The sequence below is a fragment of the Moorena sp. SIO3B2 genome (assembly GCF_010692525.1).
Taxonomy (GTDB): domain Bacteria; phylum Cyanobacteriota; class Cyanobacteriia; order Cyanobacteriales; family Coleofasciculaceae; genus Moorena; species Moorena producens.
Genome location: NZ_JAAHHE010000153.1, coordinates 1 through 15,313 on the forward strand (window position 1 = coordinate 1; position 15,313 = coordinate 15,313).

Genomic DNA, 15,313 nt, shown 5'->3' on the forward strand with positions numbered 1-15,313 from the left:
CCTAAATCCATTAATACCACTACCCCAGCATCGGAGTAAACCGACTCAATGGCAGCTTGGACTTGCAGCACATCGGTACCAAAGGGATTTTCCGGGTCATCAATACCAGCTGCGATCGCAATCGGTACGGATGTGTGAACCATCTGTTCAGCTAATTCCTTGACCCCAGCGGCTAGCTTAGCACTGTGGGAGATAATCACAATTGAGATCATAAGGTATATAAACACCTTTGTATTTGAGTTGTGAACATACTCCCTTAGGCAAGAGGCAAGAGGCAAGAGGCAAAAGGGAAGGCATTGCTGATTAATAGAATCATGGAGGGTAACTGACAACTGACCCGAATAGATGTGATTACATTCCGATATTCAGCAACGCTGAAAATGAGGGCTCCCCCGTCCCTAAAGCACCACTAGCAACATTTAGGTGCGACCCGTGGCGAATTTAATTCTTAATGGGTCAAGCGCACCTTTACAACAGAGAGACTTTTAACCCAATGTGGGTTAAAAGTCTCTCTTTGGTGTGTTTGAGGGAGCCTGTCACCCCCTCAATACATTTACTGTTCCTTGTTCCCTGTTCCCTAAAAAATCAGTTGATTGTACCTCATCAAATTGAGAACTGCTATATTAAATTCCCAGCATTTCTCGTATTTCCTCCTCCTCTGCCTTAGTTAGAAATCTTCCTGTTTCTGCTGCCCTTCGCGCTAAAATTAGCTCGACTTTGTCCCTTAAGAGTGGAGTAACTGCTATCTCCTTGTCACCCTGGGTATAGCTAGAGGGAGGAATATTGGTTGTCATCTGCTCAAAAGAATCGTTCATAGCTTTACTTTCAGGTGTTTGAAGCATTGCTTGAAAATCCGGCTCTATTGCATAATCCAATTGGCTAAATTGTAGTACGCTGTTAATATCGCCTGCTTCAATTAGATTTCTTTGAGGCTCCAGGTAGGAGGCTAAGGTGAAGCGGGGACTATCAGCAGAACTGAATGCAGTTGTACCAATGTAGGTCTCGTGTAGCCTAGTTTCTGGTCGAATACCAGACGTTGTGTTTTGCAGTTGGCTGCCGTAATTATTTTGGTCGAATAGTTCTGAACTAATCGTATATTCTGATTGTGAATCCTCTGTTTTGCCTGGGATTTCTAGCTCTGAAAGTCGTTCTTTTGCTTCTCCAAACATCTCCTTGATGATGTCGAATTTACCTTTCTTTTCGCTTTTTTTATCAGATTGTGCTGACAGCAAATCGTAACTCCCTGACCTTTTCTTGAATGAGAATAAGCCGGAAGGATCGATGCGGTTAATGGGATTGTTCCCTACATATACGTAAGGACTAAAACCTTCTCTTGCTGGATCTATACTGATAAATCTCCTCAAGTCTGGATCGTAGAAACGGCTGTGATAATGATAAAGTTGTAAATCTTCATCCCACCATTGACCGGCATAGCGGAAGCTGACTTTCTGTGCTTCGTTTTCAGATGAGGGAGCAACTACCGTTTTCCCAAAATCATCGTACTCGAAGCTACACAAGCTATTGTTATTGCTATCAATAGCAACTCGAGTGGAACCAAGATGATCGCTCAGTAAATAGGTTGTATTACCGTTTTCTTCAAATCCGATGATGCTATCGCCATCATAAATGTAGAGCAACTCCTCAACACCAGCAACCCCTTTAACAACTAAAGGGAGTTTACCCCGACCGTAGATGTATTCTTCAGTCGTAGTTGATTGTTTTTTTACTCTTCGACCCAAACCGTCGTATTGTAAGGTGATGGTGCTTCCGCCTTGAATCTGTACGCCATTGACTAGGTCTCCTAGCACTCGTCTAGTAAATGTAACTTGCTTACTATCTGAGTTGGTCATGACGGCAATGTTGCCTAGGTCATCATAATCTGCAACCTCACGAATGGTCTGACCATTATCTACAATGCGTTGCAGTTTGTTAGAACCGGAAAAATACTCGTAGCTACGACCATTGGTTCGATCTAGGTTACCGTTACGATCGTATTGGTAGCTGGTCTCACTCTCTTTGGCAGAGGTTATCAGTCGCCCCAAATAATCATAGTTGTAGACTACATCCAGGTTTTTGAAGTTGTATTTAGAACCCTGGAACGTAGTGTTAACGATGAAATCAGATTTGTAAGTTGCATTGAGGAGTGCCTGAGCAGATTGTAGCGAAGGAGACCCTGGCGAGGGTTCACCTATTCTGAACCACCAAGCAGAACTCGAGCTACCGCGAACAGCCTGATTATTGTACACCTCGATATACTGTTCGTCTGGGAAAACCATAACAGTACTAAATTTGTAGTAATCGAGCCCAGACCCCAATGGCTCTGCGTTGAACTGGCAGGTAGCCCCTGTGGTTCCTGATAAAGATTTAACTTCTCTATTAGGAGGATACTGAACAGCAAGCCTCCAATCTTTTGCATCTCCATCTAATACCCTGATCATAAATCGATCTGGTATGTTTATAACTTCCTCAATACAGAAGCGGGTTCTTGGGTATTGACCGTAGTTGACAACCAGAAAGTATGTTCTAAAGCCCATCGAGTCCACCCCTTCAATCATAGTCATTTCCAGATCCATACTAGGAGAGGGGGGGAAATTTAATTGACAGAAGAGATACCCTTCAGGCGCTTGTGGTAAAGCATCCTTATACATCGTGACAGCATTGTGGCTTTCCACAAAAATCACCTGATATTCATCATCCAAACCCCAATATTGGTCTGGATCAAGTAATTGTTTTAATCGAAACCCCTCTCCGTACTCTTCGAGTAAAAATAAGCTGGCATTGTTCTCAGTTCCAGCAATGAATCGACCATTAGAGACTCGTAAAAACATGTTATCTTGACCCAAGACCTCAATCTTGTACCCCCCAAACACACTTTGGTAGGTGAAACGGAATTTAAGGTTTGGCAAGAATGTTGTGAAATGTAGGGTAATCAGGGTAGTACCAGAGTCATCGTCAGTGAAGACAGTACAATACCGATTATCTTCCAGATACAAGTCTGTTTCAAAATCCAGATCGGACTGGAATGCTGCTAGTCCTCTGTTCGCTTTGAATTTAGGATTTGAGACGGAAGTTCGTGAGGGAAAAATTTTGTTGTTAGAAGCTTTGCGCCTCCCCAGACCCCTGCGTCTCCTAGTCCTTCGATCTAGACCATTTTCCAGTTGATTCACGGGTATTTGGGACAAAAATCCCGGTAGGTACTCAAGTTGTTGCTGGAAGTAGGAATCACTATTGGCTTTGTAATCTTTGTCGATCGGCCGTTCCTGAAAGTCATATTTTATGATTTCATCATAGGGGTCGATTTCAGGATTGAGAGTACGCGATACCAATTGATGTTCGAGATTGTATTGATAATTGGTTGCATAAACTCGATTGCTACTCTTATTTTTGATTTCGCACCGACGACCCAGAGAGTCGTAACTATACTCGATTTCAGTAGGAGTGTTAGTGGGATAGGTCATCTTTGTCACTAGCCCGGAATTGTTGTATTCATAGCGAACAACTTTCGGGTTAGCTTCTCCATCTCCTACCCGTGCGACTCTACCGAGGTCATCGTAGCGAAAAATGGTTTCCACCCAGTTATTATCTTCGAGGCTATCCCGATGTTTAACTCGAACTAAGCGACCATGTAAGTTTTTAGTCACTTTAGTCATCATATCCCTCCCGGAAATCATCCATATCGTAATAGTATTCAGTCAGACTTTCACCTTCACTGCTAGTGGAGGGATAGTCTGTATTGTTGGCTTGATTGAGCAAGTATTTGGGTACTTCCCCAGGCTGCATAGTATCTACATCTTTGAGAATACCGACTTCACAAACTCGTCCTAACTGATCGTATTTAAAGTATCGCCACTTACGTCCGTCGGCATCGTTGGCGAATCGAACCCTGTTGAAATAATCTTTGATTACATAGGTTGTATCGGATTGGTCAGGATCTTGCCATTCAATCTGCCTTCTGTCAGAGTTAGCTACGGTTACGGTACTTTCTAAACCATCTTGAGGTGCTAAGGTCTTCAGTACTTGTTGGGAGTTTTCCCACTTAGACTGGTTTTTCCAAACAATTTTGTTGTTGTCATCCAGTTTGATTTGGCTAACGAGGAACTCGCCTTTGGCACCACTCAAGAAGGAATAGTGAATCTTTTGTTCGCCATCCAGGGGTACTTTTTGAGTGATTCCTCTGAGGGGACGAGTGTTAGGGATACCCCCGGCTGCCCTCAATTCGTTTAATTCTGCCTCACCGTTATAAGATGAGTCTTTCTGATACTCAGAGAAAAAATTGTAAGGAAAACCTTGACGCAGAGTATCAAGGGTATTGCGGTTAAGCAGTCCATCATAGGCAAACCTTACATAAGGCAAGGAAGCTTCAATCTCACCAAAATCCATATCCATTAATGACTCCTTCAATTCACCATCTAAGACTCCGATGTCATTAATGTCCTCAATGAAGTCATCTCGGAATGTAAACAGCTCGTTATCCCTAGCTTTAGCATTTTTGGTGACAATGATTTGATGGCCAAAACCGTCATAAATGAATTCCTTGACTACTACGTCTGTTAGTTTTTCGGTTTTGTAGTCAATACTTAAACTCTGTGCTTGACGGGCACGTCCTTTGGAATCGATGAAGATAGTGCTGATCACTGGTTTTTTGAAAATGAAGGCATCCCTAAATTCACCAGTATTATAGGCAGCTAGATTTACAGAAGTGGCTGCTGTAAAGTCAACTGTTTTGGATGAAAGCAGTAACTTGCCATCGCCAAAAAAGAAGAATACCCCCCTAGTGACGACTAACAACCACTCCCGCGCTGCCAACTCGAGTGGGGTTGTCAGGGGTTCGTCATTCGCTGTATTGAAGGTATAGTAACCTTGACGCAAAGGCTGTTCGGTGTTTTTGACGAAGGTTAAGGAGAACAATAGCTGGCTATCTTGGTCTAGGGCTAAAATTCCGAACTCATCGTTACCATAGTTAAAATTTTGCACTTTCAGACCAAAATCCGCTGTATTCAGACTAGCGAGGGAAAAGTTGGGAAGATAAAAGCCGTCCTCTACAAAGGAAATTTGAAGACTATAGTTAGGATGTGCGGGATCGAAATCCCCGGTTTGTGCTGCTGCGGGGTAAATGGCATGGTTATCGAAGCGACTGAAACTGAAAAGACTAATTTCGTAGTCAAAAATTTTGCCTTCAGAGGACATGGTAAAGCGATCGCACAAACTGTTCCTGTCGTTATAGATGCGGTAATCGACTAAACCGTTCTTTCTGATGGTCGCAATATGTTCGTCTAGAGAATTAGAAAAGGCATTGATCGAGAAGTCACAATCTACAGCAGCGATCCACAGGTAGTCCACCATTGATAAGGGACTACCGACAATTTCGAGTTGACTAGAACCCTCATCGATCGGCTTTTCAAAATAAACCCAAACATCACCCGTTTCGTCAGTTAGGGGGATCGTTTCCCCATTCATGACCAAGTTAATGCCATTGTTGCCAGGATTAATCCATCCACAGATTACGTATTTTTTCTCCGAAGAAAGGTCTCCTGTTTTCAAAAAGGCAATACGATACTCCCCACTTACGGATGTGACGACATTGTTCCTAAACTTAGAGTTGGTGTTGGCGATAATAGCACCGTTAGTAATACTCCAAACGCCTTCATCCAAATAATGTTCCTCATATTTAGCGATGGGTAAATAGAAAAAATCTCGATCGCTCTTACTAACGACTGTTGCCACCACCTTATCGCGACTCCTCCTGCTGGCGGAATCGACAACAGCAGGAATCATTCTCGTATAAGAAGGAACGTCGGTTCCACTTTGGTTGAGACCATGAAGAGATTTTAGGATGGGTAACTTAGTTTGAGGATCTCTTTCCTCTACCTCTTCCACTATTCGCCAATTGTCTTCCCCCCAATCCTTGGGATCTGAGGAAATCGATACTAGCAATTCTTGTTGGTAGTAGGAATTGTTGGAATCTATATAGATGTATTTCTGACCAGTTTGACTTTTGACAGCATCGGGATTTCCTTCAGCCGTAATGCGGATAGATTCATCTGGCAAACTGAGCATATTTCTTTGGAAAATCTCGTGGTCTGGCTGGTTCTGAAAATTCTCCCAAAGATATTTGGTGTGTTGAATGTGGAAGGTGTCAACAGTAACATTGTCCTGCTGATAATCATAAGCAGACTCCACGACTTCCTGGATCTGATCTCTACTGTTGTAGATGTAGCTTTGTTGACGAGCAACTGTACCGTCATCATATTCTAGAGTATCTTCTTGCTTGAGACTGGTATAGCTATCGGTATCAGTCTGCTTTTTGAGCTTATAAGTATAGTTTTCAGTCTGCTGAGCAGTATCTTTGACATAAACTTCTACTTTGTGCAAACTGCCCCTGACAAATTGACCATACTCATTAATTGGTTGCTTACTCATTTTCCACCTCAATTAATTCAGAATCTTCCTCGTTGCCATTGTAGAAATAGTACTTTTTGTATTCACCAGACTCGGTACCACCTGGGTATACTGTGACCTCTTTATAGAATCCTCCTATCCCAATACCGAAAAGTGCTCTGGCTGAAGCGTATTCGTAATCAGTTGGGAATTCTCTTTCGTTGTCCAGAATGGTTGTGGTTTTGCTGACGATATAGTCGATAATCTTACCTTTGAGTGCTTCATCGTAGAATTTGAAAATTTTGTAGGACCTGGGCTGAGTCCCACTACAGCGACTATCATCTTCATATTGAGGTTCATGGCAACCATTGTAAAGAATAACGTTGCTAGACCCGCCAGATACAACCATTTTTTGTTGATTGCTCGGAATTCTTTCTACTTCAATGGGCCGATCCAAAAGTTTGTTGTTTCTTAAAATTTTGAAGTAGAGAATGGACTGATTGTCTTCTATCTCAATGACAAAGGGAATAAAGTCGTCTTCAGGGGTAAAAAAGCTATGGTAGGTTAATTCACCGCTGGTTCCTGCTTCCAAGCGATCGCTGGTAATTTCAAAGTCTCCTTGATTATTGCGATACAGTATAGCGTTGCGTTCAACGACAAACCGCTTGAATCCAGAGGAATAAACGCCGACTCCACCCATAGAATCCATCATGTTGTTAATCATTTGGTTCGTAACGATTGCTGTAGCAACAGAACCGATCGCACTGACGACCTGATTAACAGTGTCAACGATTTGAATGGCTTTGTTTATCCCTTTAGCGACTTTCCCAGTGATCTGCACTCCAGCAGCCACACCAGATGCCCCACCCGTGACCGGAATCAAGGCAATGCCTAGGGCAATGGACACGATCTCCAGACCAAACGTAATCCATCCAAAAATTACGGCAATTTTCGGGGGTTTGGGTTTGTCTGGCTTTTCTGGTTCCAGAGGCATGGTGGGCAGATATTTAACCAGAAATCTTTCTTCATCTTCCTTGTAGACTAAAAATTCTTTTTGTTTGGCATCCAGATCTTTGTGAGAGTTGGGCTTGACTTGGTGAGTTTTGGCAAAAACCCCTTTATCCATATATTGCAGGCGACTCAAACCAACATTATAGAATGTCAATGATTGATTGACCCGACTTAGTGGATGCCAGTCAACACCGTCGTATTCAGTTTTTTTCCACTCCTTCCCGTCATAGGTATAAAAGAACGTTACTGTTTGGAAGTGTTGATATTCCCTTCTGTCATCATCATCGTATTCGGGATTACCATCGTTGATATTCTGAGCAATCCCAATGGAATAGGAGCATCCCAGAAACTGAGAGTCCGTCACTAAAGAGAAGTTAGGGACATAATAACACCTGGGACTGTTCCCGGCTTGCGGGAAATTACGATTGTTAATATCATCTTGAATGGGATGGGGGCTTACCTGCCAATTATTTTGCCCATCAAGATCGTAGGACAAAACCTGACCAAAGTTGAACTCATAATTTAAATCGCCATCGTTGTATTTCGGGATAGTGGTATAGTTAATGGCGATGAAATTGTCCATGATTGTCAGGGAATTAAAGCTCTCTTTTTTTATGTATCCACCGGCATTACAGTATTTGCTACTACCCGAGTCATAGAGATAAGAACCATCGATATTGGTCGTCCCTGGATATCCTTGATAGGTATAATCATTGTCTAAGTTAAAGAAAACGTAACCGATTCTTAGTTTGTATTTGGTTTCGTCAACGTCATCACCCCCTGCACAGGTTAACTGAACTACACAAACTAACCTATCCCTAGTGGCAATCTGATATTCCCTAATATTCTCAACGGGTGTAGGGAGTTCAAAAGGTCTGTATGTATAGATAAGATTGGGTTGGTCAACCCAAGTTTCTTTGGCATGGTCTCTAGGTAGAATGTGAATGCTTTGCCGCCTCTGATTCAGACTTTCATCTATAACTACGCGAGGATAAAAAATGGCGAGATAATTCTCGTTCAAGGAAAGAACTGGGACTATATCCGACGGGATTGAGGTGTTATCGTCGTCAGGGGGTGGATCCACAGTAATAGTCTGCTCCCATTTAGCACCAGTTTTCTTGTCTAACTCATAAATTTTAACTTTACGATCGTTGGCTGAAAAAGCAATGGTGTTGTCAGAAGTCACTAACCTTCCCGGTGCAAACAAGCTTCTGGGGTTCTGGGAAGATGGTTCAGTGTGAAGGGTTTGTGTCTTCCAGCCATTGTTTGTCCAGTAATGGATGCGTAATTCCTTGTCGCCACTACTATTCTTACCAGTTACTAACAGGTAATTAGATTCAGATTGATGTTCAATCTCTGAAAGACCGGTATTTTCATCAAAGGAAATACTCCTTTCAACGTCGATTTCTTGTTCCCCATAGGTGTAGAGTGTTTGGCAACCTAGGGGGTCAGTGATAGTCTTAAGAGCACCAAATAAGGCACCATCCTTGTAAAAAGGAAGTTCAGTACTACTATTATCAGCGTTGTTATCGACACCGTCAGCTTCAGTGTAATAAGTAAAAGCTAGGTCTGGTTCGATCTGCACAAAGTTGGTTTGAGTTTGACCATACTCCAAAGTTTTAATTTTAGACAAAACCCTTTTCGCGTAAAGAGTGTCTGCTTTAATCTGTCCTTCTTCTAGTTGTTTTCTGATGATTCGGCCTTGACTAATCAGATCAACAGAAGCAATTTTTAATTTCTGAAGTCGTTCTTGATAACCATTGGGTTCTTCCGCAACCAGGTGTTGCTTGTTAATTTCCGAACGATCCTTAGGTAGATAATTGATTACCAGTTTGTCGCCATTAGCGTTTGCTACCCGGTATAGATAACTATAGATAGTACTCGTCTGATTGTTCTCACCTCTACCTACTGGCTGAATTTCTTGGGCATAGGAAAATACAGTTTTATTGCCGTAAATATCCTCAATACTGGTCAGATTCCATGCCCGAATCCACTGTTGTTGGTTTTCCCCATCCACAGAAATAAATTGACTGTAGTAATTTTGGACATTGCCATAGCTAGCCTGTTGCCAAAACACTTCTTTTTCCGCTGAGGCAGAAGTTACTTCACCAGTCAAGTGCTTCACTTCCTCTAGAACTTGCTTGGTCTGAAGATATTCAGCGGAGGGATTTTCTGTGTCTTCCAAACCCTCCTCTGGGCGGAAGTGGTATGTTTCCCCAGTGGGATAGATAATCTCCCATTCGCCGTCACCATCATAGTAACCATCGTAGATGTGGCGGATGACTTTGATCGAGGGGTCTTCTCTGAGGCGATAGGTGATATGGAGTTGAATTCCTGGTCCTGGTGTTATTTCTTCGACCATCAACTGGGAAAAACTACCGTTCCTGACCCAGTAAATGATTTCATCGAGGTGAGTACCATGGTCAAAACCTTGCTTAGATGAAAGCTTCATGCGGAAGATTTTGTCCGGTTGACTGATCGACCAGCCTACACCCAGCCAGCCTGATTCCCAAAATCGATTCCACTTTTGGAAAAGCAGTTTGTGGCTATTGTTATATCTGTAGTTTAAAACCACCTGGTATTGAGGACTAATCCCATCCAACGTGGCTAGAGGAATGGTGAAATTAATTTTGCCGGTGAAGAGGTCGATATTTTCGTCCTCTAAACCGCCTCGCTCCAGGAATGTTGCAGAATACTTGTTACTCAATGTTAAGGATCCTATGAATTGGTATTGTTTTTTTTTGAGAAAAATACTAATTATGTTTCAGGGATAAAGTCAAGTAAACTTCATTATGCTGGCGGTCATCTGAGCTAACAGTACGGTACAGGTACTGAAAGGACTGCCTGCTTCGGTGATCATGGCTTGGATCTCCCAAATGGCTAATCCAACGCATCTAAATTACAAAACCCTTATCCAGTAATGATTTCATCAATTGATTAAAAACAGGACTCGACCTCTGAAATCTTGGCACCGCCAGCATGTACAAACATAAGATGCGTTTGCCCTGAGTTTTACCTGACTTTGACCTGCTTCCACTTCCTCAGTTTTACCTGACATTTCTATGACGGAGCAATTAACTCTTTTGTGACTGGCGACGGATAAATTTTTATTCCCTGTTTTTTCCTTGATATATGTCTTTTTTGTGGGGATTGTTCCTTTGGCTAGTTGGCTTTTTACCAGTGCTCATAGCCATGAGGATATTATCCCTTCTCTGCTGTTTGTTAAAGCTTTGAAGGAACTTTTTTACCGTTTTTTGTTTGGCTTTTTGTCATGGGAATACTAGCTGGTTGTGAAAAAACACACCAGCCTTTCTTGTAAGCATTCAGCTATCAGCCTATGGGCTACGCGCACGCTAAGGGAACAGCTATCAGCCATCAGTCAAAGGACTATGGCTTACGGCTGACCGCTGACTTCTGAATGCTTACCTTTTCTTAGTAGCTACTCTAGGTAATGCCCTTGAGCTGCTATGAGCAAATTAGCCATGACCAGAAATGAAAGCTGATCTGGCGGGCCTCTATTCCCTGTATGTGACCTCTGATTCCAGCTTGGCTCTACCTTCGTTTTGAGAGTGCCCCACCAAGACACAATTGTCGCCAAAATCAGGATGGGAAATTGGGAAATATCCTTTGCTATTGGTGCTTGAATGCTCCGATGCTCTCGCGGTGGTGGAGAAATTCCTATCTCTTGGGGCGTAAGCAGTTTAACGCCATGGCTCTGGATAGGATTGCGATCGCTCCCGTGATTTGATTGGGGATTTGGAGTACTCCCCAATAGTGATTTTCCAGCCAAGGGGAGTAATGCCTGGGAGCTTCTTGGTCTGCTTAAAATTTGCTGGTTTTTGCTGTCCCTACTTCTGGGCTCTTTTTTAATTGGGATTACTTTTGGTAGTTCAGATAGTGGCTCAACTGCCAATGCTGGCTTATCCAGTGACGTTATCTCCACTGCTGGCTTAACTGCCAAATCTGGCTTATCCAGTGAAGTTATCTCTACTCCCGTTTTGTCTAAATCCTTATAAGGCTCTTCGACTGAAACAGACTCCGACACTGGCATCTGCCTTAAAGACTCCGAATTTTCAGTTTTCTCCTGCTCCCCTTTTCCTATCTCTTGGTTTGAGGGAGTTACATCGCTTTCTCTGTCTTTTTCTTCCTTACTCTCCTGCTCTTCTACTCCCCTAATCTCCTGCAATTTGGCGATCTCCCCGTAAGCCTTCTGATCCAACCCGGCCCGATACTTAGTTAACCGCTTTTGCAGTATCCCCCTAGCTCGTTGGATGCGTTTACGAACGCTATCGTTGGAAATTGCCAGTCGTTGAGCTATCTCTTGGTGAGACAAATCCTGCTCAAAGCGCAAGACACATACCTGGCGCTGATTCTCCGGCAAATCCTCTAGAGCACTTTGGATTACCTCTAATAGTTCGTTCTTTTCTACAACTAAATCTGGGCTATCGAATTCCGTAACCAACCCATTCCCCTCTGACACTGCCATCCCTTCCAGGTTTTCTATTCCTACTGCCCCAGAGTTGTTTTCTCGATGTCGGTCTATACAGAAGTTATGGGCAAATTTGGTCAGCCATCCTTTGAGATTGGTAATCTTTGCGGCAAATTTGGGCAATTTTTCCCAAGCCTTGACCATCATCTCAGAAAGAGTATCTTGTGCTTCAGTGGTATTACCCCCCATCCAGCTCAAGCAGCGATGGTAAAGATAGTCTTTATAGTGTTCCCACAGGGGCCAAAAGGCGCTGCTATCGCCATCAGACAGTTTTTCCAGGAGCGACTCGACCCAAAAAGCGGTATCGTTTTCAGCATTTTCGCCCGATGGGGGATGAGAACTGAGGTTTGTTGCCAGCATAAGTCCTGTTGATGCACCAAAATTAAGTATTCCATACTCGTTCTAGTAAAACAAGTTAGGTTGGTCAACTTAATCCTTCAAGTGCAGTCAGAGCTTGAGTTGGGATTGTTTATTAAATTTTTTTTTAGCCTTTTTTTCTCTTTTTATCCTCTTTTTCTTAACTAACTTGAACTCTCCACTACACATTAACCTTTAAGCTTCAACTTTTAACCTTCAACATACCAAGGTTAATAAATTACCAATCACGTCCTGATTAGGCTATTTAGGTAGTAAAAATAATCCAAAATTTTATTAAAATAAAATTTTGGATTATTTTTACTCTATCTAAATGGTTAAATATCGATAACTAAACTCTATGTCTAAAGACAGACAAAAGCAGTCCTTCCCATAGTTCATGGGGTTTGTCATTGATTTTGATCAAGAAATTGGACTGGTATAGCAGAAGTCAGAAGTCAGAAGTCATTTGTCAGAAGTAAAACTCTTGCGCTTACAAAGGGTGTGAGACTTTTGTCATGTCCTAACTGCCCTGGCGACTGCTATCAGCTATCAGCTATCAGCCATCAGCTATCAGCTATCAGTTTATGGGCAGGCCACGGGAACAGCTTTTTAATAAAACAGGTAAGCATTGGAATAATGCTGAGTTACATCTGCTGACAGCTGACCGCTGACAGCTGAATGCTTACTTGGACTGTGTGCTGAAACCCTACCAGTAGCGGGAATCCCAACTAAAGTATCAAGTGTCACCGATCAAGGCTGATCTAGCTAATCCAATCCCTTGGTCGATATCACCACCAGCCGCAGCTTGGACAACGGCTGCGATCGCACCTTCCACTAATGGCGCTTCGCACAATCTTACCTTGCTTTTCTGGTCTTCATCCAGAAACTCCAGTGCCATTTCCGCACTCAGCACTGCACTACCTAGATCCATCAATACTACTACCCCAGCATCGGAGTAAACCGATTCAATGGCAGCTTGGACTTGCAGCACATCGGTACCAAAGGGATTTTCCGGGTCATCAATACCCGCTGCGATCGCAATCGGTACGGATGTCTGAACCATCTGTTGGGCTAATTCCTTGACCCCAGCTGCTAGCTTAGCACTGTGGGAGATTATCACAATTCCAATCATAAGGGATAATAGATTTCAGGTTGCTACAGCTATCGGAACGACTTCAGTCATTTGCCACCACAAAACCAAATCAGCCTGGTGATCGCGTTCCGATTCGACGCAGTGTTAGCTGGTCTATCCATGGGAGCGATTTAGATTGAGCCTAACTAGTTGATCTATCTCTTCTTTTGTATCTGGTAAGCCGAACATTCTAAGCACATCGATCATGTTACCGTAAATCGAATTTGGAGTTAGCCAAGCTTTTTTGGCAATTGCTATAATAGCCTGACATTGGGATCCAGAAAGGTGATTTATATTCGCTATTTTTCCTTGTGGCCTTAGTGCCACTACTAATAAGCCAATTCCAAAATTATCTCCTACAAAATTACTCCTCATCACTTGCTTGGTGTACCACGGTAAAATACGCTCTGCATATTTAGAACTTGCTATTGCAACAGGAATTGCCATGTTAGGGGTGAATCGTCCCACACTTGGTAATTCTTCATATTCACCAATCATTCCCTCATCAGCAGTTAACAATATTTCCACTAGGGCGTTAAGTGCCTCCTCAGGAGTCTGTACCCCAGAACAGGTAGTAAACCATGCCAGGGCAACGCATTGTGGAAGTCTGTTTTTTTCGCTCCGCCAAAATTCCTCAAACAAAGCTTGCTGATTTGCATAATCAAGTTTTCCTAAGACATGTAATATATTGGCTCGTACTTGTGGATCATTTTCTGTTTTTAGGTGGTTAATCAGTTCAGGAATAGAGCGCTCACGCAAGTCAGGTAAAACTGAGAGTAGATGAGATACATAAAGGCGGTTCAACTTCTCGTTATCATCGAGCATCAGACAATAAACAGGGAGATGTTTTTCTAATTCAGTACGTAAGTCAGCAACCCAGTTAAGTTCCTCTTGAAACCTGGCTTTAAACTCTGGGGTTTCACGCACGTCTTTAAACAAGAAAAGATGTTGGTGGTTATTGTGAAAACTCCCCACCGCTGCTAAACTAGACAGCAAATCAAGGGTAAAATGCTTGTGTTTAATAGTGGATTCCTGCAAAATTTCTATCATAAAAGGAACAGCGGCAACTGCTGCGGTATAGACTGATCCTTGATAATAGAGAGTTGAGTAGAGGTGATTAAACGCTTTTTCTTGGTCTGATGGATTTGAAGAAGTAAGGAGCCGCAAATACTTTGGTGTATCTTCTGCCCCTCCATAAGCATGTTTTAAGGATGTCCAGGGGACGTTGTCGAGATTTTCTAATACCATTTATTGTCTCCAATATTTGCCAGATAACTATTAATTTAAGCGCCACGTTTAAGCGCCAAGGGCGGTCTAATACAACGGATTGACTGAAAAAACTTCTAAAACCCTTGATTTTACCTAGGGAGCGGTTGAGCGGTAGCGAAACCCAACCAAACCATAAGCTGCCTTGGGTTGAACATAGTGAAAGCCCAACTACAAAGCCAGATTTGTCAGTCAAGCAGCCTTAAGGGTATGAAGTGTTAGGTTTTCTATTTTAAGTCTTCCCATCTTTAACAAAAATAAAACCAAACCCGAACAACTCTATCCCTCACTCATTTTTCCTCTGTAAGCATTCAGCTATCAGCCAAACTATCAACAACGGCTGAATACTTTTAGGTTCAGGCAATTATACCTATTTCAAAGACTAGCTAAACTTGCTACCATTATAATCATAATATTGTAACTAATTATTACAATTTTTATAAATTGCCTTGATTTTTTTTATTTTGAGTTTGACAATAACCATAGGCAAATGTTATACTATACTCATAACAAAAAGAGCCGCGATCTTCGGCGAGCAACCAGGAAGCGCGGCGGGTGCATCTCAGTTTTGCAATTAGGCAAAAATTCGGGAGAAAATTCCCACACTCCCCGGGCCCGGGCCCCACACTTCCTTTTTTACAAATATGAGATGCACCCGACTATAAAGGGAGCAGGTCAAA

Annotated in this window: 6 protein-coding genes and 1 pseudogene; all 7 read right to left on the reverse strand. The window is 42.6% G+C overall.

Annotated elements, in window-relative coordinates; translation table 11 throughout:
* A partial coding sequence (locus F6K38_RS24635; protein ID WP_502709595.1) for a PTS sugar transporter subunit IIA domain-containing protein occupies positions 1 to 212 on the reverse strand: 212 nt, incomplete at its 3' end.
* A gap of 411 nt (positions 213 to 623) precedes the next feature.
* Positions 624 to 3,641 (reverse strand): RHS repeat domain-containing protein, encoded by a 3,018-nt coding sequence (locus tag F6K38_RS24640; RefSeq protein ID WP_287357767.1) that lies wholly within the window; start codon positions 3,639 to 3,641, stop codon positions 624 to 626.
* Position 3,642: 1 nt separating this feature from the next.
* Positions 3,643 to 6,420, reverse strand: coding sequence for a hypothetical protein (locus tag F6K38_RS24645; RefSeq protein WP_287357770.1), 2,778 nt, complete (start codon positions 6,418 to 6,420; stop codon positions 3,643 to 3,645).
* Positions 6,413 to 10,096 carry a hypothetical protein gene (locus F6K38_RS24650; protein ID WP_287357773.1) on the reverse strand — a complete coding sequence of 1,228 codons (3,684 nt, stop codon included), beginning with the start codon at positions 10,094 to 10,096 and terminating at the stop codon, positions 6,413 to 6,415. Before F6K38_RS24650 ends, F6K38_RS24645 begins: the two co-directional genes overlap by 8 nt.
* Before the next feature lie 732 nt (positions 10,097 to 10,828).
* The gene (locus F6K38_RS24655; RefSeq protein WP_287357776.1) at positions 10,829 to 12,238 is read right to left on the reverse strand and encodes an RNA polymerase sigma factor; all 1,410 of its coding nucleotides are present in this window, start codon (positions 12,236 to 12,238) and stop codon (positions 10,829 to 10,831) included.
* A gap of 748 nt (positions 12,239 to 12,986) precedes the next feature.
* Positions 12,987 to 13,367, reverse strand: a pseudogene (gene dhaM / locus F6K38_RS24660) (dihydroxyacetone kinase phosphoryl donor subunit DhaM); the annotation flags it as partial.
* Between the two features lie 114 nt (positions 13,368 to 13,481).
* Complete coding sequence (locus tag F6K38_RS24665) at positions 13,482 to 14,615, reverse strand: HEAT repeat domain-containing protein (RefSeq protein WP_008178992.1); 1,134 nt, start codon at positions 14,613 to 14,615, stop codon at positions 13,482 to 13,484.
* Between the last annotated feature and the right edge of the window lie 698 nt (positions 14,616 to 15,313).

Excerpts from the sequence above, each read along its gene's own strand:
- F6K38_RS24645 (WP_287357770.1), bottom strand. The coding sequence starts at position 6,420 with ATGAGTAAGCAACCAATTAATGAGTATGGTCAATTTGTCAGGGGCAGT.
- F6K38_RS24655 (WP_287357776.1), bottom strand. The coding sequence starts at position 12,238 with ATGCTGGCAACAAACCTCAGTTCTCATCCCCCATCGGGCGAAAATGCT.
- F6K38_RS24665 (WP_008178992.1), bottom strand. The coding sequence starts at position 14,615 with ATGGTATTAGAAAATCTCGACAACGTCCCCTGGACATCCTTAAAACAT.